At 29.8% G+C, this 19415-nt stretch carries 20 protein-coding genes and 1 tRNA gene; 14 read left to right on the plus strand and 7 right to left on the minus strand.

What is annotated here, in order from left to right; translation table 11 throughout:
- Position 1 precedes the first annotated feature (1 nt).
- Genes trpE through CC87_RS04380 form a run of 3 tightly spaced genes read right to left on the minus strand, consistent with a single transcriptional unit; the run spans position 2 to position 4513 of the window.
- Entirely contained in the window at positions 2-1501 is a 1500-nt protein-coding gene (trpE, locus tag CC87_RS04370; RefSeq protein ID WP_038056539.1) for an anthranilate synthase component I, read from the minus strand.
- Entirely contained in the window at positions 1494-2816 is a 1323-nt protein-coding gene (hisS, locus tag CC87_RS04375; protein ID WP_038056541.1) for a histidine--tRNA ligase, read from the minus strand. Before hisS ends, trpE begins: the two co-directional genes overlap by 8 nt.
- Entirely contained in the window at positions 2813-4513 is a 1701-nt protein-coding gene (locus CC87_RS04380) for an FAD-dependent oxidoreductase (RefSeq protein ID WP_038056543.1), read from the minus strand. The genes hisS and CC87_RS04380 overlap by 4 nt, the downstream gene beginning before the upstream one ends.
- 119 nt (positions 4514-4632) lie before the next feature.
- Between CC87_RS04380 and CC87_RS04385 the strand changes: the two genes are divergently transcribed.
- The 4 genes from CC87_RS04385 to CC87_RS04400 all read left to right on the plus strand — a co-directional run bounded on the left by CC87_RS04385 (position 4633) and on the right by CC87_RS04400 (position 8087).
- Positions 4633-5664 carry a zinc-dependent alcohol dehydrogenase family protein gene (locus tag CC87_RS04385; protein ID WP_038056545.1) on the plus strand — a complete coding sequence of 344 codons (1032 nt, stop codon included), beginning with the start codon at positions 4633-4635 and terminating at the stop codon, positions 5662-5664.
- Positions 5665-6141 (plus strand): 2-C-methyl-D-erythritol 2,4-cyclodiphosphate synthase, encoded by a 477-nt coding sequence (ispF, locus tag CC87_RS04390; RefSeq protein ID WP_425427676.1) that lies wholly within the window; start codon positions 5665-5667, stop codon positions 6139-6141.
- Positions 6142-6278: 137 nt separating this feature from the next.
- Positions 6279-6743, plus strand: a complete 465-nt coding sequence (locus tag CC87_RS04395; protein ID WP_038056549.1) for an FKBP-type peptidyl-prolyl cis-trans isomerase — start codon at positions 6279-6281, stop codon at positions 6741-6743.
- A gap of 291 nt (positions 6744-7034) precedes the next feature.
- Positions 7035-8087, plus strand: coding sequence for a hypothetical protein (locus CC87_RS04400; protein WP_038056551.1), 1053 nt, complete (start codon positions 7035-7037; stop codon positions 8085-8087).
- A 4-nt stretch (positions 8088-8091) separates the two neighbouring features.
- On the opposite strand, the gene CC87_RS04405 is transcribed toward CC87_RS04400, so the two are convergent.
- The 4 genes from CC87_RS04405 to CC87_RS04420 all read right to left on the minus strand — a co-directional run bounded on the left by CC87_RS04405 (position 8092) and on the right by CC87_RS04420 (position 9958).
- Positions 8092-8445 (minus strand): Mth938-like domain-containing protein, encoded by a 354-nt coding sequence (locus tag CC87_RS04405; RefSeq protein WP_038056552.1) that lies wholly within the window; start codon positions 8443-8445, stop codon positions 8092-8094.
- A 22-nt stretch (positions 8446-8467) separates the two neighbouring features.
- Positions 8468-9574 (minus strand): peptide chain release factor 1, encoded by a 1107-nt coding sequence (gene prfA, locus CC87_RS04410; protein WP_038056554.1) that lies wholly within the window; start codon positions 9572-9574, stop codon positions 8468-8470.
- A 3-nt stretch (positions 9575-9577) separates the two neighbouring features.
- Positions 9578-9814: a 50S ribosomal protein L31 gene (gene rpmE / locus CC87_RS04415; protein ID WP_038056704.1), complete on the minus strand. Its 237-nt coding sequence runs from the start codon at positions 9812-9814 to the stop codon at positions 9578-9580.
- A gap of 70 nt (positions 9815-9884) precedes the next feature.
- A tRNA-Arg gene (locus CC87_RS04420) sits at positions 9885-9958 on the minus strand.
- A 74-nt stretch (positions 9959-10032) separates the two neighbouring features.
- Here CC87_RS04420 and CC87_RS04425 point away from each other — a divergent pair.
- From CC87_RS04425 to lpxC, 10 genes are all read left to right on the plus strand, one after another.
- Positions 10033-10809: an LbetaH domain-containing protein gene (locus CC87_RS04425; RefSeq protein WP_084222197.1), complete on the plus strand. Its 777-nt coding sequence runs from the start codon at positions 10033-10035 to the stop codon at positions 10807-10809.
- A gap of 11 nt (positions 10810-10820) precedes the next feature.
- Positions 10821-11711: a peptidylprolyl isomerase gene (locus CC87_RS04430; RefSeq protein WP_038056556.1), complete on the plus strand. Its 891-nt coding sequence runs from the start codon at positions 10821-10823 to the stop codon at positions 11709-11711.
- Positions 11698-12318 (plus strand): ribonuclease H-like domain-containing protein, encoded by a 621-nt coding sequence (locus CC87_RS04435; protein ID WP_051920566.1) that lies wholly within the window; start codon positions 11698-11700, stop codon positions 12316-12318. Before CC87_RS04430 ends, CC87_RS04435 begins: the two co-directional genes overlap by 14 nt.
- The gene (locus tag CC87_RS04440) at positions 12290-13777 is read left to right on the plus strand and encodes a DegQ family serine endoprotease (RefSeq protein ID WP_038056558.1); all 1488 of its coding nucleotides are present in this window, start codon (positions 12290-12292) and stop codon (positions 13775-13777) included. The genes CC87_RS04435 and CC87_RS04440 overlap by 29 nt, the downstream gene beginning before the upstream one ends.
- Positions 13778-13781: 4 nt before the next feature.
- Positions 13782-14705 carry a SurA N-terminal domain-containing protein gene (locus CC87_RS04445; protein WP_038056560.1) on the plus strand — a complete coding sequence of 308 codons (924 nt, stop codon included), beginning with the start codon at positions 13782-13784 and terminating at the stop codon, positions 14703-14705.
- 6 nt (positions 14706-14711) lie between these two features.
- Positions 14712-15467: a DNA repair protein RecO gene (gene recO, locus CC87_RS04450; RefSeq protein ID WP_038056563.1), complete on the plus strand. Its 756-nt coding sequence runs from the start codon at positions 14712-14714 to the stop codon at positions 15465-15467.
- Positions 15468-15470: 3 nt separating this feature from the next.
- Positions 15471-16151, plus strand: a complete 681-nt coding sequence (locus tag CC87_RS04455) for an LOG family protein (RefSeq protein ID WP_038056565.1) — start codon at positions 15471-15473, stop codon at positions 16149-16151.
- Entirely contained in the window at positions 16142-17104 is a 963-nt protein-coding gene (locus CC87_RS04460; protein WP_038056567.1) for an aspartate carbamoyltransferase catalytic subunit, read from the plus strand. Before CC87_RS04455 ends, CC87_RS04460 begins: the two co-directional genes overlap by 10 nt.
- A complete protein-coding gene (locus tag CC87_RS04465) occupies positions 17088-18362 on the plus strand; it encodes a dihydroorotase (RefSeq protein WP_038056569.1) in 1275 nt (424 codons plus the stop codon). The genes CC87_RS04460 and CC87_RS04465 overlap by 17 nt, the downstream gene beginning before the upstream one ends.
- Positions 18363-18512: 150 nt before the next feature.
- A complete protein-coding gene (lpxC, locus tag CC87_RS04470; RefSeq protein WP_051920568.1) occupies positions 18513-19412 on the plus strand; it encodes a UDP-3-O-acyl-N-acetylglucosamine deacetylase in 900 nt (299 codons plus the stop codon).
- The last annotated feature ends 3 nt before the right edge of the window (positions 19413-19415 follow it).

The raw sequence follows: 19415 nt of genomic DNA on the forward strand, positions 1-19415 counted from the left end.
CTTAGGAAAACTCCTTTAAAATTTCTAAAGCTTTAAAAATGGCTTTAGCTTTATTGATAGTTTCTTCATATTCTTTATCTGGATCAGAATCAGCCACAATCCCTGCTCCAGCCTGTATATAAAGTTTGTCTCCCTTTTGAAAAAGAGTTCTTATAGTAATACAAAAGTCCATATTTCCAGAAAATCCGAAATATCCTACTGCTCCTGCATAGGGTCCTCTAACCTTTTTTTCCAGTTCTGTAATAATTTCCATAGCGCGTATTTTTGGTGCTCCTGAAACAGTTCCTGCAGGAAAGGTAGCTCCAAAAACATCAAACATATCAAGACTTTCTTTTATTTCTCCTCTAACTCCAGATACAAGATGCATCACATGAGAATACCTTTCCACTACCATCAATTCATAAACCTCCACACTTCCATATTTACAAACCCTTCCTATATCATTTCTTCCAAGATCAACCAGCATAATATGCTCTGCTCTCTCTTTCTCATCATTTTTTAATTCTTCTTCTAAAGCCTTATCTTCTTTCTCAGTTTTCCCTCTTCTTCTTGTTCCTGCAATAGGTCTTGTTTCTACAACATTTCCTTCCATTCTAACCAAAATCTCCGGAGAAGAACCTATTAAAATCTCGTCATCTAATTTTAAATAAAAAAGATAAGGCGAAGGATTAACCTTCCTTAAAGCTCTGTAAATAAGAAAAGGAGGAAGATCAGTCTCAAAAAAAAATCTCTGAGATAATACCACCTGAATAACATCTCCTTGCTGAATATAATCCTTGGCTTTTTTAACCATAGAAATGAATTCCTTTTTTTCTATTTCAGAAAGGATTTCCAAACTGGAGGGTAAAGAAGAAATATCATAATAATTAGTAATTTTTTTGCTTTGAATATTTTCTTTTACTTTTAAAAGTGTTTTTATAGCTTTATCATATAAAGTGTCTGCTTCTTTAGGATTTTTAAGCTGAGTATTATAAACCACTTTTAAAGTATGATTAAATCTGTCATAGATTAAAAGAACTTCTGGAAATACAAAATGTAAATCTGAAAAATTAAGAGTATCCTCTCCAGCTGGAATTTTTTCAAAAAACTTTATACACTCATAACCCACAAATCCTACTGCCCCTCCAAAAAAACGGGGGAGATTTTTCATTTCAGGGGCTTTAAATTTATTTACGATATTTTTTAATTCTAAAAAGGCATTCTCTGAATTATAAGTCACTTTTGAAAAATTATTCTCTTTTTTTTCTAAAATTGTTATTTTTTTGTTTTTACTTTTAAAAATAAGGAAAGGTTTAATACCTATAAAGCTATAACGAGCCCATTTTTCTGCTCCTTCTACACTCTCAAGTAAAAAGGCATACTTATTATCTTCTGCAACTTTATAAAAAAGAGAGATAGGGGTCTCAAGATCGCAGGGAAGATCTATGTAAATTGGAATAACATTATATTTCTGAGAAAGCTCCAGAAATTCTTCTTTGGAAGGCTTGACTAATTTACGCATAATTTATCTTCTCATAAACTTTTTCAGAAAGCTCCTTTAGATTTTCAAAATCTATATTTTCTTGCCTGCTTTCTTTTAAATTTTTAAAAATAACAGACTTATCTTTCAATTCTTTTTCTCCGAGAATAAGAGCATACCTTGCTGAAAGTTTATCAGCATTCTTAAGCTGAGCTTTTAAAGATTTATCTTCATAGGTTGTCTCACAACGAACCCCTTTTTCTCTAAGAATCCGTGCAAGCTTTATACCTTCAAAAATTGCCTCTTTTCCAAGAAGAACTAAATATAAATCAGGCTTGAGCTTATTTAAAATATTATCCAAAGGCAGAACACCTCTCTTTTCTTCATCTCCAAAAATAGAAATAGCCCATCTTTCAAGACCTATAGCAAAGCCTATAGCAGGAAGATGAGGTCCTCCAAGTTCTTCTAAAAGATAATCATATCTCCCACCAGCTGCTACAGTATCCTGTGCCCCTAATCCTTTAGCTTTTATCTCAAAAATAGTTCTTACATAATAATCAAGCCCTCTCACTAACCTTGGATTCAAAACATATTTTATATTTAAAGCTCTTAAAATACTTTTAAGTTCTTCAAAATGTTCTTTACATTCTTCACAAAGATAATCAGTTATAACAGGACTTTGACTTACAATCTCTTTACATGTTTCTATTTTACAATCAAGCACTCTCAAAGGATTTCTTTCAAGCCTATCTTTACAGATCTCACAAAGTTCATTTTTATGTTTTTTTAAATATTCTAACAAGGCTTCTCTATACAAAGGTCTACATTTAAAACACCCTAAGGAATTTAGCTCTAAGGTATAAATATCTTCCAAAGATTGACCACTTTGTTTAAGAGGAGTATTTAAAATTTTTAAAGCTAAATCTATAAGTTCTACTTCTAAATAGGGATTTAGTTCTGTAAAAAGTTCTAAATCTATTTGATAAAACTCACGAAGTCTGCCTTTCTGTGGTCTTTCATGACGAAACATAGGCCCTATGGTGAAATATTTAAGAGGCTTGGGTCTTACATGAAGTCCATGCTCTATAACCATTCTGCAAATTCCTGCTGTGGCTTCCGGGCGAAGAGTTAAAAAGTTTTTATTTCTATCCTGAAAAGTATAAGTCTCTTTTTGAACTATATCAGTAACTTCACCTATGGATCTTACAAAAAGCTCTGTTTTCTCTAAAATAGGAATTTTTATCTCTTTAAAATTATATTTTTTTAACCAATTCTTAGCTATATTTATAAGATATTCATATTTTGCAAAATTTTCAGGAAGCCAATCTTTAAACCCTCTGACAGCTTGAAATTTCATTTTATATCTTCTCCCCAGGCACTAACCAGCGAAACACCACCCATAGGGATATATACTCTTTCATAACCTTCATGATAAAAAATTCTTGAAACTTCATAAGATCTTGCTCCTAAGCTACAAACTATAACTAAATCCTTATCCTTAGGAAAAGTTTTAATTTTGCTTCTTATTTCATTATAAGGAACATTTATCCAATTAGGATATTTATCTTTCATAGGTCTAAATTCTTCTGGAGTTCTCACATCAATGACCAGCAAATTGGGATCTTCATTTTTTAAGCGATTTAAAACTTCATCCCATTCTATGGGTTTGAACCTACCATAAATAAGATTTTCAGCTATATGAGCAGTAATATTAATAGGATCTAAAGCAGTATTGAAAGGCGGAGAATAGGCAAGTTCTAATTCTACCAAATCCTCTACAGATGGTTTATAAGGTAAAATACTTGCAATCGCATGTAATCTTGCTAAGGTTCCATCTGTAAAAGGTCCTATTGATTGAAATCCTAAAACTTTATTAGTTTTTTTATCAAAAATTAGAGAATAATAAGAACCTCCATAGGAAAAAATATGAGCTCTTTCATGTTGCACATTTATGGCATACATAGCATCAAAACCTTCAGAACAGGCAACTCCATAACTAAGACCACATCCACCTATGGACATATCATAGCATTTTAAAATAAAAGATCCTACAGTTCCTTTAAATCTGGCATAACCTCCTGCTATATTAGTAGCAATAATTCTTCCCTGTTTATTAGCTAAGGATCCTTGAGGCATAAGTATTTTTTTACCTGTTAAAATATGAATAACCTCTATACAATCTCCCCCAGCATAAATATCTGGATCAGAAGTTTGCAGTCTTTCATTTACTACTATACCTCCTGTAAAAGGAGAAACCAATAAACCTGCCTTTTTAGCAAGTTCATTATTTGGTCTCACACCTGTAGCTAAAATAATCAAATCTGCTGGATAAAAATTATCCTCTGTTTTAACTCCTTTTACTTTTCTATTTTCTCCTACTATTTCTTTTATCCTGGCGTTAAGAATTAATTTTATTCCTTTTTTTCTTAAATTATTTTCTACAATACGGGATAAGAAAGGATCAATAAGTCTTGGCAAAACTTGAGGGAAATATTCTAAGACTGTAACAGAAACTCCCCAAGCTTCTGTAAAAGCTTCTAATATTTCTAAACCTATAAATCCAGCTCCAATTATAACAACATTTTCAACTTTTCCTTCTTCCAGTTTTTCTCTTATTTTTTTAGCATTATAGGCATTAGATAAAGTAAAAACTCCTTCTAAATCCACTCCTGGAAACAGAGGAACCTTAGGAACAGCACCTGTAGCTAAAACTAATTTATCATAAGGAATTTCTTCAGTTTTATTATTTTCTAAATATTTAACTTTTACAACCTTTTTCTGTCTGTCAATCTCTTCAGCTAAGGTTTTAGTTAAAGTAATTACTCCTTTACAATTTTTAAAAAATTCAGCATCTCTAATAGCCCTAAAACTTGTTGTTCTTATTTCATCTATATTAAAAATGTCTCCTGTAAGATAATAAGGTAATAAACATGCACCATAGGAAATAAAGTCATCCTTATCTATCATAATAATTTCTGCATCAGGTCTTAATCTTTTCAATCTACAAGCAGCCCTTGTGCCACAAGCAACCGCACCAATTATGACAACCTTCACGAGAAACCTCCATCTTTTTAAAATATACTTTGAATTTTACCATAAAAGTTTAAATTTAAAACTATAAAAATTGGTAACTTACTTGACTATAAAGTTATACTATTTTAAAATTTTATAACATGAAAGCCTGGGTAATTGAAAATATAACCGATCTTTCTAAAAATCCTGAACCTTTAAAATTGATAGAATTGCCTGATCCTATCCCTGAATCAGATGAAATAATTATAAAAGTTCATGCCTGTGGAATTTGTCATACAGAAATAGATGAAATAGAAGGTAGAGCTATTCCCTCATTTTTCCCTATTATACCTGGGCATCAAATTGCTGGAGAAGTGGTAGAAATTGGAAAAAGAGTTGAAAAATTTAAAATAGGAGACAAGGCTGGAGCAGGCTGGATTTATTCTGCCTGCGGAAAATGTGAATTGTGCAAAAAAGGATTAGAAAATCTTTGTTCAGAATTTAAAGCTACTGGTAAAGATGCCCATGGAGGATATGCTGAATATTTTAAAATAAAAGAAACCTTTGCTTTCCATCTTCCAGAAACATTTTCTTATGAAGAAACTGCGCCTCTTTTTTGTGCAGGAGCTATTGGATACAGATCTCTTATGCTTGCAGGTCCTGAAAATGGACAAAATATAGGTTTAATTGGATTTGGTGCTTCTGCTCATTTGGTTTTAAAAATGATACGATATTTGTTTCCTGATATTAAAATTTTTGTATTCTCTCGGACTCCTAAAGAAAGAGAATTTGCTCTTAATTTAGGAGCTTTTTGGGCTGGAGATATAGGAGAAGAACCTCCAGAAAAACTCCATTCTGCTATAGATACCACCCCTGTTTGGAGACCTCCTTTAACCACTCTAAAATTTTTATTACCAGCAGGAAGATTGATAATTAATGCTATAAGAAAAGAAGAAGTTGATAAAAATGAATTATTAAATCTTGATTATCCAAAAGATCTCTGGTTAGAAAAAGAAATTAAATCAGTGGCTAATGTTACCAGAAAAGATATAGAAGAATTCCTTAAACTTGCTGAAAAAATTCCTATTAAACCCGAAATAGAAGTCTATCCCTTTAAAAAAGCAAATCAAGCTTTAAAAGATATTAAAAATCGTAAAATTAAAGGAGCAAAAGTTTTAAAAATAGCAAACTAAATTATGAAAATTTCCTTAGGATTTGATTTACATCGTTTAGCTCATGGAAGAAAATTAAAAATTTGTGGTATAGAGATACCTTTTGAAAAAGGACTTCTGGGTCATTCAGATGGAGATGTGGGATTACATGCCCTTATAGATGCTATTTTATCAGCAGCTGGTCTTCCTGATATAGGAACTCTTTTTCCTGATAATGATCCTAAATACAAAGATATAGATAGTCTTATACTCTTAAAAAAAACTTTAGAATTAATTCAAGAAAAAAATTTAAAAGTTTCTCAAGTAGATTTCACCTTTATATGCGATGCCCCTAAATTATCACCTTATTATGAAAAAATGAAAAAGCTTTTATCAAAAGTTCTAAAACTTGACATTTCAGAAATAAGGATTAAAGCTCGCAGTACAGAAGGATTAGGGTGGGGCGGAGAAAAGGATGCAATTGCATGTTTTTGTTTAGTTGTTTTGGAAAAAAATTAAAAATTTAATTTTCTAAATTATCTTGTAATTTTTATACAATGTGTTATCTTCTTTAGAAGATAGAAGTTTGAGTTTTTAGAGTCCCATTCTCTAAATTCTCAACTTCTATCAAATTTTAAAATTAAAGGAGCTTTAAAATGCGTAAGGTTCAAGTTGGTGATGTAGTTAGTATACATTGTGTAGGTAAACTTAAAAATGGTGAAGTTTTCGAAAACACTTTTGAAAAAGAACCCTTTGTTTTTCAAGTAGGTTCTCCTGAAATCATTCCTGGACTTTCTGAAGCAGTTATAGGAATGACAGAAGGAGAAGAAAAAGAAGTAGTTATTCCTCCAGAGAAAGGTTTTGGCCCAAGAGATGAAAACCTTGTAAGGTCCATTCCTAAGGATTCTCTTAGTTTAGATGTGGAACCTGAACCAGGTCTTATGTTAAATCTTATTGTAGATACACCTCAAGGAGAAATGACCTTTCCTGCTACTATAGTTGAAATAACCGATAACGAAATAGTTCTTGATCTTAATCCTCCTTTAGCAGGGCAGGATCTTATTTTTCAAATCAAAGTAGAAAAAATCATTAATCCTAATGAAAAAGATATAATTCTCTAAGTTTTAATTCTTTAAATTCTTTGGTGGGGAACCTTTTCCCACCTTTTTTAAATTCTTTATTTCTATTCACCCAAGAAAAATTTTTTAAATTATTTTTATAGTTTTATAGACTTAGTAAACTAATAGATATATATGTCCTTTTTAAAAAGTGATTGAAATTTTAATGCTTTTTCTTTAAACAATAGTCTAAACTAAGCTCAGCAAATAGCAATCTAAAATCGTATTTAAGGGTAGACAAATTTTTTTAATGGGTTAATTTTAAAATAGTTAAACTTTCATATGGAGGTCTAAATGAGGATAAAAACTATTTTAATAATAATTTGCCTGTTTTTTTCTGGATTTTTAACTAATTTCCTTTATGCTCAAGAAAATTCTAATTCTACTAAAAGAGTCTTAATATTACCTTTTAAAATTTATGCTCAGCAAGATTATTCTTATTTAAAAGAGGCTATACCTCAAATGTTAAGTAGCCGTTTATTTACTCCTTCAAAAGTTGAAATAATAGATATAGATAAAATTAAAGATGAAATAAAAAAATACCCTGAAATAAACCAAGATGTAGCTAAAAACTTAGCTCAGAAATTTAAAGCAGATTATGTAATCTGGGGAAGCATTACAATTTTGGGCAAAGCTGTAAGCATAGATGCTCAAATAATGGATTTTTCCGGCAACAAAAAACCTGTAAAGTTTTTTCAGGAAATAAAAGATCTTTCTGAAATAATCCCTCAAATATCACGTTTTGCATGGAAAGCCAAAATGTATATTGAAGGTAAGGAAAAAGATTTTTATAAAGCTGAGCCCTTTTATGCTATGACTCCTTATGCTTCTGATAAAATACATCCTGAAAGAGAGTTTTATTATTATGCACCTTATTTATATCCTCCTGTTTCTTATAAATCAAAACCCAAAGTAACAAAAGCTAAACCTGCTTTTGGAGACACTTTAGAAGAAGGTTTAACCAAAAATTTAGTAATAGATCTTTCCAAAGGGACTATTGGATGGGCTGAAGATGAAGAAAAAAACAAAAAAACTTCTCAAGAAAATTCTACAATGTTAAAACCTTCTTATCCTCTTATATATCCTCCACAACCTTATTATTCTTATTCACCTCCACCCTACTATTATTATCAGCAGGAAGAGAAAAAAGGTTTTTTTTCTAAACTGTGGCCTTTTGGTAAAAAGAAAAAACAATACCAAACACAAATTGTCCAATTTAACTCTAAGGAACAAATAATTCAACAAAAAACACAACCTAAATCACAAACAATAACCTCAAATAAACTAACTATTAATAAAACTAATAAAACCAGGGTAACTAAAAGTAATCCTTGGAGCTGGGAATAGATTTCTAACAGGTCAAATGAAATGCCCCTGCAATAGATTTATTTTGAGAATAAAGATCATTGAACCTCTTAACAGCATCAGCAGTTTTATAGACTTCCAATTTTATATTTAACTCTTTAGCTTTTTTCTCCACTGAAGGATCAATTTTCATAACTCCATAAGCTCCTGTTCCTACGATTAAAAATTCTACAGGAACTTCCCATATATCTTCCAAATCTTCAACTTGTAAATAATGTCCTTCTTTTCTCCACCAGTTAGAAACAATCTTTTCGTCTTTAGAAGTTTTTATGATGATCAAGTCTTTATTAAATGTTTTATTTTTAAAAACTAAACTGCCAAAACTATAATGAGATATCATAAAAATTTACCTTTTAAAAAATTTAAGCAGCTAAGCTCATTTTTTCTTCTTCCTGTTTAAGGGCTTCTGTTCTATAATGAGTGATTAAAGCATCTATAAATTCATCAAGATCTCCATCTAATATCTCAGTAAGATTATAAACTGTTAGACCTATTCTATGGTCTGTAACTCTATTTTGAGGAAAATTATATGTTCTAATTTTTTCACATCTTTCTCCTGTACCCACCTGAGATTTTCTTTCTTTTTGAATTTTTTCATTTTGTTCTTTTTGAGCAAGTTCATAAAGTTTAGCTCTAAGAATTTTTAAAGCTGTAGCTTTATTTTGATGTTGACTCCTTTCGTTTTGGCAACTAACTACTATTCCAGTAGGAATATGAGTAATTCTTACTGCACTTTCAGTTCTATTAACATGCTGACCACCATGACCACTTGCTCTCATAGTTTCTATTCTTAAATCTTCAGGACGGATTTCAATTTCAACTTCATCTACCTCTGGTAAAACAGCCACTGTAGCGGTAGAGGTATGTATTCTACCTCCACTTTCAGTAATTGGCACTCTTTGAACTCTATGAACACCACTTTCGTATTTTAATCTACTATAAGCACCTTTTCCTTCTATTTTAGCAACTACCTCTTTAAAACCCCCTAAACCTGTTTCATTAGCATCAAGGATTTCAAATTTCCAACCTTGTCTTTCTGCATACCTCTGATACATTCTTAAGAGATCCGCAGCAAAAAGAGCAGCTTCTTCTCCTCCTGCTCCGGCTCTAATTTCTAAAATAACATTCTTTTCATCATTAGGATCTTTGGGTAATAAAAGTATAGGCAGCTTTTCTTCCAAATCTTCCAAACGTACCACCAGTTCTTTTAATTCCTCTTTTGCTAATTCTATTAATTCTTCATCTGATTCTTCTTCAATGATTTGTTTACTTTCTTTAATTTGCTGAAGAACTTTTTTATATTCTCTAAAAACTTCTACAATTTCTGAAAGTTCTGAGTGTTCTTTGGCTAATTTGGCATAAATAGAGGGATCGGATATAATTTCAGGATTAGAAAGTTTTGCAGAAATTTCTTCAAATTTTTTTTCTATAGCTTCTAATTTATTTAAATAAAATTTGGATAAACTCATAAATTACTTTTTCTTATTTTTTAAATTTAATTTTTCATAAAATTCAGCATATTTTTTCATAAATTTTTCAATTCTACCTTCAGTATCTACAAATTTCATTTCTCCTGTAAAAAAGGGATGACATTTAGAACAAATTTCTACTTTTATTTCTGGTTTAGTAGAACCTACAGTAAATTCATTACCACAGGCACATCTAACCACAGCATTAGGATAATACTCAGGATGTATACCTTTTTTCATTTCACACCTCTCCTTAATTTTGGATTTTATTTTTTGAAATATAATCCAGAAATAAAAAAACTCAAGAGAGCGCCCCCGGAGGGACTCGAACCCCCAACCTACGGCTTAGAAGGCCGCTGCTCTATCCTATTGAGCTACAGGGGCATTTTGTTGATTATAAATTTTAATCAATTTTTTTATTTTGACAAGTACTTTTTTGGGTTTATAATAAATCCACTATGGAGCTAAAAATTTTTTCTCTTTTTGACAATTTAGAAGTAGAAAAAATTAAAAATTTGTTTAAAACTGAATATCCCTGGGAGCCTTTAAAAATACTTAAAAACTATCTCTTAGAGTTAATTCCAGATTTGCCAAAAAAAATACCTTTAAGAGAACCCCTTTCTAAAAGTTTGTTTTTAACTTTAGAAGGGGAAATCTTGCTTTTAAATGAAATAGAAATTATAGAAAATGAGTTTTATTTTAAAGGAGAAAAAATTGAAGGTGCTATTTTATATGCAGGAGCAATTTTAATGAATTCAAAGATATTTTTTGAAAAAAATGTAATAGTAGAGCCATTTGCTATGGTTTCAGGGCCAGCTTATTTTTCCGAAGGAACTCAAATAAGGCAAGGAGCTTATATTAGAGGAAGTGTATATACCGGTAAAAATGCTGTTATAGGACATACTACAGAAGTAAAAAATAGTATTTTCTTTACTTCTGCTAAAGCTGCTCATTTTGCTTATGTAGGAGATAGTATCCTCGGCAAGGATGTCAATCTTGGAGCAGGAACAAAACTTGCTAATCTTAAGTTTACCAAAAAAGAAATATTTTTTGAAATAAATGGGGAAAGGATATCTACAGGCTTAAAAAAATTAGGAGCTATTTTAGGAGATAATTGTCAAACAGGTTGTAATTCTGTCTTGCAACCTGGGACAATTTTAGGTAAAGGTTCTTTTGTATTACCAGGAAAAGTAGCAGGCCCTGGTATTTTACATCCCAAAACTATAATAAAATAAAAGGAGTTTTTATGAAAAAATTTTCTATTTTATTTTTTTTAATTTTTAATTTAGCATTGTTTAATTATTTATGGGCGCAAGATCAAAATATTTTGGCAAAAGTTGGACCTTATAAGCTTTATATGAGCGATTTAGAAGATCTTATTAAACAAAATCCTCAGGTCAGTAAAGCTTTAAAACAAAAACCAGAATTAAAACAAAAATTAATAAAAGCTTTAGTTGAAAGATGGCTACAAATTTCTCTGTTAGCTTTAGCAGCAAAAGATGAACACCTGGATAAAAATCCAGATGTTCAAAAAAAATTAATAGAATTAGAAAAAAATTTCTTAGCTCAAAAATATTTAGAAAAAGAATTAAAAGAAATAAAGATTACAGATAAAAATCTCAGGGAGTATTATAAGAAAAATAAAAATAGATATGTTGAGCCAGAAGGATTAAAAATAAAGCATATTTTGATTTATGTACCTAAGAATGCAGATAAAGCTACTCAAGAAAAAGCTTATAAAAAAGCTTTAAAAATAAGAGATCAACTTTTAAAGGGTGTTAAATTTGAAACTTTGGCTAAAATTTATTCTGATGATACAGCTTCAAAAGATAAAGGAGGAGATTTGGGTATTATAAGAAAAGGAGAAACTATACCTGAATTTGAAAAAGAAATATTTAAATTAAAACCCGGAACTATCAGTCAACCTATAAAATCTATCTACGGATATCATATTGTAAAGGTTGAAAAAAAAATACCTGCTAAAACTTTATCCTTTGAAGAAGTTAAAAATATAGTAAAGCAGGATTATATTCAGGAACAAGAAAATAAAATAATAAAAAAATTATTTGTTAAATTAGTTCAAAAATATAACCCTAAAATTTATTTAAAGAAAGATGTTAAAAATGGAGAGAAATAATTTAGAAATTTTTAAAATTGAACTTCAAAAATTAGATATAACTGAAGAAAATAAATGGAAAACATATCTCCATTTTCCTTCTCATGTTCTTTTTCTGGATATTGAAACTGAAGGCTTATCCAAAAATAAGAATGATATTACTTTAATAGGCACTTATAGAAATGGAATTTATTTGCCTTTTATAAAAGATATAAATTTAGAAAAATCCTTAAAAATTTTAAATGAAACGCCTATTTGGATAACCTTTGGAGGGGAAAATTTTGATATACCTTTTATAAAAAAGAAATTCCCTTTTTTAGAAACCCCTATAATTCATTTAGATTTATTCTTATTAACAAAAAAAATTGGCTTAAAAGGTGGTTTAAAGAAAATAGAAAAATTTTTAGGTATTTCAAGAGAAACAGATGGTTTAAATGGATATGATGCTGTAAAATTATGGCAAAAATGGGTAGAATATAAAGATAAAAAAGCTCTAAGAAAATTAATAATTTATAACAAAGAGGATGTGGTAAATTTAAAGAAAATTATGAATTATGTAATAAAAAAATTGACTAAAAAAGAAAAGGAGGGAAATTTTTATGAAAAAGAGATCCAATTCTCTTTATAAAACTTTGATAATAGTCTTATTATGTTTTACTCTGGGGGTCATTTTTAAAATTTATTTGGATAAAGGTTATTTTTCTAATAAGCCTTTAATAGCTGAGGACGGAGTTAAATTTTCTAAGGAAAATTTGGAATTAGCTCAGAAGGTTTCAGAGGCTTTTTCTTATGTAGCTCAAAAAGCTGCTCCGGCAGTAGTTTATATAGAAACAGAAAAGGTAATATCCATGCCTCGCGAATTGTTTCCTTTTGATTTTTTTGGAGATGAATTTTTTAAAAGGTTTTTTTCTCCACCTCGTTATAGAGAAAGAGGAGCAGGTTCTGGTTTTATCATCTCTAAAAATGGATACATAGTTACTAATAATCACGTTATACAGGGAGCTCAGAAAATTACAGTAAAACTTACTGATGGTAGAACATTTAGAGCTAAAGTTGTAGGAACAGATCCTTTTTCAGATATAGCTCTTCTTAAAATAAACGCCCATAATCTTCCTACACTTACTCTTGGTAATTCTGATTTAATAAAACCAGGCGAATTAGTTATCGCTATAGGCAATCCCTTTGGTCTGACTCATACTGTTACTGCTGGAATTATAAGTGCTAAAGGTAGAAGTGGTATAGGTATTACTAATATAGAAGACTTTATTCAAACGGATGCTGCCATTAATCCTGGGAATTCTGGAGGACCTCTTTTAAATCTTCAAGGTAAAGTTATTGGTATGAATACTGCTATTTTTACAAGATCTGGTGGTTATATGGGTATAGGGTTTGCTATTCCCAGCAATATAATTAAATATGTAGTGACTCAATTAAAAACCAAAGGTAAAGTAGAAAGAGGATACTTAGGAGTAGTGATTCAAAATCTCACTCCTGCTTTAGCTAAGGAGCTTGGCTTAAATATTTCTGAAGGAGCTTTAGTTACAGAAGTTATACATCATTCTCCAGCTGAAAAAGCTGGATTAAAAGAGAAAGATGTAATCATATCTTATAATGGTAAACCTGTTAAAAATGCTGCGGATCTTAAAAATTATGTACTTTTAACTAAACCCAGTACAGAAGTTACCTTAACTGTTATAAGAAATGGGGGAAAGATCCAGTTAAAAGTTAGAATAGAATCTCCAAAAAAAGAATTCTTCACTTCTAAACCTGAATTTAAAAAATTGCAAAAACTTTTAGAAGATTTTGGATTGGTAGTAGAAGAAATAACTCCAGAAATAGCTAATAAATTGGGACTTAGAAGTACCCAAGGAGTTATTATTAAAGAGATACTTCCTGAAACTCCTGCAGATTATGCTGGTCTATCTCCAGGACTTGTAATAGATGAAGTAAATGGCAAAAAAATTAAAAATTTAAGAGATTTTTATGAAGCTTTAAAACCTTCTTTAAAGTCTAAGAAAGTTTTGTTGGGAATCCGAACTCCCAAAGGCAGATATTATGTTACTCTTGGTGTAGATTCTGAAGAATAAGATCATGTTTAAGAAATTGATTTTTGTAGTAGTTCTTTTTATATTATTTTGGATTGATCTTCTCCCTGCTACAAAGGTTGTTAATAAAATTGTAGCTGTAGTAGGTGATAAATTTTTAACTCTTTATGAATTAAACAAGCTGTGTAAACCCTATTTTGAAAAATTTTTAAAATCTGATATGCCTCCTGAAGAAAAGGAACTATTAAAAAAAGAAATACAAAAAAAGGTTTTAAAAGACTGGGTAGAGGATACTCTTATAGGATTAGAAGCTAAAAAATATAATTTAACTGTAACAGATGAGGAAGTTGAAAAATATTTAGAAGCTGAAAAAAAATCCTTAGGAGAAGAAAAATTTAAAGAAATTTTAAAACAGCAAGGATTAACCTTACAAGATTATAAACAAAAATTAAAAGATAAATTATTAAAAATAAAATTGGTTCAGTTACAGGTAAAAGAAAAGGTTGTAATTACAGATGAAGAGCTTAAAAAAGCTTATAAAGAAGCTATTAAAAATTATGATGATAAAGATTATAAATATTGGATATCTATTTTAATTGTTAAAAATAAAGATCTTACTAATAAAATTTATCAGGAAATAAACCAAGGTGTGTCCTTAGAAGAAATTGTTAAAACTTATCCTAATCAGTTAAAATTTATTAAAAATGAAGCATTTAAAGAGGAAGAACTGGCTCCGGAAATTTTAGAAACTTTAAAAAATTTAAAACCTGGAGATATAACTAAACCTATAAATATTAACAATAATTTTTATATAATTAAACTAATTAAAAAGGGTTATAACAAACCTCCTTCTTTTGAAAAACTAAAGCCCAAACTTTATAAAAAACTTTTTGAGAAAAAAGCTCAAGCTTATATAGAAAAATGGATTAAAGATCTTCAGGAAAAAAGGTATATCAAAATCTTTCTTTAGCTATAAATGTTTTTTTCTACAGAAGCTATCATTATCTCTAAAAAAGATTTAGGAGAAATAGATTTATTATTAGAACTCTTTACTCCAAAAGGGAAATTTTGGACTATTGCAAAAGGCGCACGAAAAAGTCGTAAAAGATTTGTTAATTTGCTTGAGGAATTTAATATTATAAAGGCTCATTTAAGAAAAACTTCAAAAGGAAAACTTCCTATTCTGGAAAAAGCTGATTTTATTTTTTTACCTGAAAATATAAGAATTGATTATAAAAAATATATTTTTTTATCTTATATAGGGGAAATACTATCAAAAATAAGTTCTATAGGTGGAGAAAAAACTTTTAATTTTGTAAAGAGTTTTATAAATTTGGTAGAAACAAACAACAATTTTATATGGTTAAAACCTTATTTTGAATTAAACTTTTTAAAATTTTTAGGATGGTGTCCTGAATTGTTTAGATGTGTAAAGTGTGGATATGAACCTAAAAAGATTTTTTATTTTTCTATTCCAGAAGGAGGTTTATTATGCTATAAATGCAAAGATGATAGATGTGAAATTTTAGAAGCTAACATCCTTGAGATTTTAAGAATTTTAATTAAAATGCCATTAAATAAATTAAATTTTTTAGAATTAGAAAAAGGAATGGATTTAAACAGAAAAAATAAGACTAAAATTTTAAAAATTGCAGAAGATTTTTTAAAATTCTTTTTGCTTTTTGATATAAATTCTTTAAAATTTTTAAAAGAAGTTTTAGAAGGAGTTTAATTTATGGAGAAATTTTTTAACGGTAGACTTTTTGAAGAAAAACAATATGTTTTAGAAGGCTTAGCTGCAAAGGAGTCTTGGAGATTATTTAAAATTTTAGCAGAATTTGTAGAAGGTTTTGAAGTTTTACCAAGAGTTTATCCTGGAGTAACAATTTTCGGTTCAGCCAGAACACCTCCTGAACATCCAGATTATAAAAAAGCTGAAGAACTTGCTAAACTTCTTGTAAAAGCGGGTTTTTCAGTTATTACAGGTGGTGGTCCTGGTATCATGGAAGCTGCTAATAAAGGTGCTGCAGAGGCTGGGGGATATTCAGTAGGTCTTAATATAAAATTACCTTTAGAGCAGGCTCCTAATCCATATGCTAATATAAAGCTGGAATTTAGATATTTTTTTGTTAGAAAGGTTATGATGGCAAAGTATTCTGTGTCTTTTGTTTTCTTCCCAGGAGGATTTGGAACTCTGGATGAAATGTTTGAAGTTTTAACCTTAGTTCAAACTAAAAAAATTAAACCTGTGCCAATAGTATTAATAGATAGAGAGTATTGGAATACACTTTATAGATGGATGGAAGATTATTTAATCCCCAACAATAAAATCTCTTCTAAGGATGTAGAATTGTTTAAAATTGTTGATACTCCTGAAGAAGCTTTAGACCATATTAAGGAATATTTATGGCTTTAAAACAAAATCACCTTTTAGATATAGCTTCTTTATCAAAAGAAGAAATAAAAGAGTATTTAAACTTGGGTTTGAATTTAAAAGAAATTTTATATAGACCTATTCCTAAGGTGCCTACTTTAAGAGGTAAATTGATTATTCATCTTTTTTATGAACCATCTACAAGAACAAGATTTTCTTTTGATAGAGCAGCCAAAGTTTTATCAGCTGATACCTTAGCATTTACTGCTAAGGGGTCAAGTATAGAAAAAGGAGAAACCCTTTTAGATACAGTTAAAAATTTAGAGGCTATAGGAGCAGATTTATTTATAATAAGACATCCCTTAGCTGGTGCTCCACATTTCATAGCTAAACATAGCAAAGTTCCTATTGTAAATGCTGGAGATGGAACACATGAACATCCTTCTCAGGCTTTGTTAGATCTTCTTACAATAAAAGAAAAACTTGGAACTTTATCAGATTTAAAAGTGACTATAATTGGGGATATAAAACATAGCAGAGTGGCTCATTCTGATATACTGGCTTTCCAAAAAATGGGATCATCTGTTTATGTTACAGGTCCAGCCCCACTTTTACCGGATCCAAAAGAGGAATCCTATTTCAGACTTTCAGAAAAAACTTTCAAAATTTGTTATAATTTAAGAAAAACTATAAAAGATGCTGATGTAATAATAGCTCTAAGGATTCAAAAAGAAAGACACGGAAAAGCTCTTATTCCAAGTTTTCAAGAATATTATGAATTTTTTGGATTAAAACCCCAGTATTTGGATATTATAAAACCCGGAGCTATACTTATGCATCCTGGCCCAATTAATTGGGGAATTGAGCTTTCTCCTGAACTTGAAAAATATCCTTTTCAAGTAATTTTAGATCAGGTAGAAAATGGTGTAGCTATTAGAATGGCTATTTTATTAAAATTACTTACAGGTGAAAAAACTTATGAAGTTACTTATTAAAAATGGTAGAATTATTGATCCAACTCAAAATATAGATTTAAAAGGTGATCTTCTAATAGAAAATGGAAAAATTGTAGGGTTTGATAAAAATATTGAAATTAATGATGCCATTAAAATTATTGAAGCAAAGGGATTATGGGTTTTACCAGGATTGGTAGATATTCATGTACATTTAAGAGATCCTGGAGAGGAATGGAAAGAAGATATAGAATCAGGAACCAAAGCAGCTTTGTATGGTGGGGTTTTAAGACTGGCTTGTATGCCTAACACAAATCCCCCTAATGATTCTCCTGAAGTAACTTCTTATATTGTTAAAAAAAGTAAGGAAAAAGGTTATGTAAAAGTCTATCCTATAGCATGTATTACTAAAGGCCAAAAGGGCGAAGAGATTACAGAATTTGGAAGATTAAAAGAAGCAGGTGCTGTGGGGGTTTCTGATGATGGAAAATGGGTCCAAAATTCTGAAATAATGAAACGAGCTTTATTTTATGCTAAACATTTTGATCTGGCGGTTATTTCTCATTGTGAAGATCAAAATTTATCTCAAGGAGGTCAAATTAATGAGGGAATATATTCAGCTAAATTAGGATTAAAAGGAAAACCTCCTTCTGCTGAGGTAATAGCTGTAATTAGAGATTTAATTCTGGCTAAGGAAGCTCAAAAATCTGTTCACTTAGCTCATCTTTCAACCAAGGAAGTAATTCCCTTTCTTAAATGGGCTAAAGACGAAGGAATTCCTTTTACAGCAGAAACTTGCCCTCATTATTTTACTTTAACCGAAAAAGAAGTGGATAATTATAATACTCTTGCTAAGGTAAATCCTCCTTTAAGGACTGAAGAAGATGTTCAGGCTATAAAAGAGGCTCTAAAAGAAGGATTAATAGATATTATTTCTACAGATCATGCTCCTCATAGTTCTCTTGAAAAAGAAATAGAATTTGAACTTGCTTCTCCAGGTATGATAGGGTTACAATTATTATTACCTTTAAGTTTAAATTTGGTTAGAGATGGTTACCTAACTCCTTTACAATTAGCAAAATATTTAATAACAAATCCTTCTAAAGTAATAAGAATAGAACCACCTTGCTTTAAAAAAGAGGCTCCAGCTGAAATTATTATTATAGATCCTGAAGAAGAATACATCTTAACAGAAGATTTTATTAAATCTAAAAGCAAAAATACCCCTTTTTTAAATAAAAAACTCAAAGGTAGAGTAAAAAAGGTTATTTTAAATGATAATATTATAACCTTAGATTGAGTGTGTAATTTTCTACACAGTTGTAAACTTTATTTAACACTTGTATATTTTTAAAAATTCCTTAAAATTTGGCTAATCTTTAAGATCAAAACTGGCATACAATTTGTTTAAAATTTTTTTAGAGAAATTCTGTCTAAGGGAAAAGGGTATATGGAATATCAGAGAACTGTAGCTGATAAAATAGTTTTAGAAGATAAGGGTATTTTTAGTGGGAAAAATATAAAGGTTGAAATAGAGCCTGTAGAAGAAAATACAGGCATAATTTTTATAAGAGAGGATTTACCCTCCAAACCTGTTATACCTTTAAAAATAGAAAATGTTATAGGGCTTGATGGAGCTACTGCAGTTACAGATGGAGAACATTTTATTTATTTGGTAGAACATCTTTTATCAGCTTTACACGGATTTCAAATAGATAATGCCATCATTCGCGTCCATGGAGAAGAAATTCCTCTTATAGATGGATCTTCTTATCCTTGGGCTAAAAAAATAAAAGAAAAAGGATATAGATTTTTATTTGCTCCCCGGAAAAAATTGAAAATAAAAAAAACTTTCCATTATCAAAATGGTATAGGCAGTATAACTTTTAAACCTTCTGATACTTTAAAAATAAATGCATCTATAAAATTTGATCATCCTTTAATAGGTTTACAAAGTTTTATTATAGAGGTCAATCCCAGAACCTATTTTAATGAAATTTGTTTTGCCAGAACTTTTGGTTTTAAGGATATTCTTTTTGAAAGAAAAAAGAAAGGTATTTTAAAAGGAGGAGATCTATCCAATGCTATTGTCTTAGATAAAGAAGGAATTTTAAATCCTGAAGGATTAAGAAGACCTGATGAATTTGTAAGGCATAAAATTTTAGATATAATAGGAGATCTTTATGCTCTGGGATATCCTTTAATTGCTGAAATAGAAGCTGATTGTTCTCATCATAAACTTCACATTGAAGCTTTAAAAAGTATTTATAAAGCTGGTTTATTAGAAGAAACTGAAGATAGAGCTTTAACTTTTTTCATAATCCCTAAAAGGTTTCGGAAAATAGATTAATCT

Source organism: Thermodesulfobacterium hydrogeniphilum, assembly GCF_000746255.1.
GTDB classification, from domain to species: domain Bacteria; phylum Desulfobacterota; class Thermodesulfobacteria; order Thermodesulfobacteriales; family Thermodesulfobacteriaceae; genus Thermodesulfobacterium; species Thermodesulfobacterium hydrogeniphilum.

What these genes read in the sequence shown, in the direction of transcription:
- CC87_RS04460 (WP_038056567.1), top strand. Translation starts at nt 16,142, where the DNA reads ATGGCTTTAAAACAAAATCACCTTTTAGATATAGCTTCTTTATCAAAA.
- CC87_RS04425 (WP_084222197.1), top strand. Translation starts at nt 10,033, where the DNA reads ATGGAGCTAAAAATTTTTTCTCTTTTTGACAATTTAGAAGTAGAAAAA.
- lpxC (WP_051920568.1), top strand. Translation starts at nt 18,513, where the DNA reads ATGGAATATCAGAGAACTGTAGCTGATAAAATAGTTTTAGAAGATAAG.
- rpmE (WP_038056704.1), bottom strand. Translation starts at nt 9,814, where the DNA reads ATGAAAAAAGGTATACATCCTGAGTATTATCCTAATGCTGTGGTTAGA.
- CC87_RS04455 (WP_038056565.1), top strand. Translation starts at nt 15,471, where the DNA reads ATGGAGAAATTTTTTAACGGTAGACTTTTTGAAGAAAAACAATATGTT.
- CC87_RS04445 (WP_038056560.1), top strand. Translation starts at nt 13,782, where the DNA reads ATGTTTAAGAAATTGATTTTTGTAGTAGTTCTTTTTATATTATTTTGG.
- CC87_RS04435 (WP_051920566.1), top strand. Translation starts at nt 11,698, where the DNA reads ATGGAGAGAAATAATTTAGAAATTTTTAAAATTGAACTTCAAAAATTA.
- hisS (WP_038056541.1), bottom strand. Translation starts at nt 2,816, where the DNA reads ATGAAATTTCAAGCTGTCAGAGGGTTTAAAGATTGGCTTCCTGAAAAT.
- trpE (WP_038056539.1), bottom strand. Translation starts at nt 1,501, where the DNA reads ATGCGTAAATTAGTCAAGCCTTCCAAAGAAGAATTTCTGGAGCTTTCT.
- CC87_RS04440 (WP_038056558.1), top strand. Translation starts at nt 12,290, where the DNA reads ATGAAAAAGAGATCCAATTCTCTTTATAAAACTTTGATAATAGTCTTA.
- CC87_RS04395 (WP_038056549.1), top strand. Translation starts at nt 6,279, where the DNA reads ATGCGTAAGGTTCAAGTTGGTGATGTAGTTAGTATACATTGTGTAGGT.
- CC87_RS04430 (WP_038056556.1), top strand. Translation starts at nt 10,821, where the DNA reads ATGAAAAAATTTTCTATTTTATTTTTTTTAATTTTTAATTTAGCATTG.
- CC87_RS04400 (WP_038056551.1), top strand. Translation starts at nt 7,035, where the DNA reads ATGAGGATAAAAACTATTTTAATAATAATTTGCCTGTTTTTTTCTGGA.
- CC87_RS04465 (WP_038056569.1), top strand. Translation starts at nt 17,088, where the DNA reads ATGAAGTTACTTATTAAAAATGGTAGAATTATTGATCCAACTCAAAAT.
- CC87_RS04385 (WP_038056545.1), top strand. Translation starts at nt 4,633, where the DNA reads ATGAAAGCCTGGGTAATTGAAAATATAACCGATCTTTCTAAAAATCCT.
- CC87_RS04405 (WP_038056552.1), bottom strand. Translation starts at nt 8,445, where the DNA reads ATGATATCTCATTATAGTTTTGGCAGTTTAGTTTTTAAAAATAAAACA.
- recO (WP_038056563.1), top strand. Translation starts at nt 14,712, where the DNA reads ATGTTTTTTTCTACAGAAGCTATCATTATCTCTAAAAAAGATTTAGGA.
- prfA (WP_038056554.1), bottom strand. Translation starts at nt 9,574, where the DNA reads ATGAGTTTATCCAAATTTTATTTAAATAAATTAGAAGCTATAGAAAAA.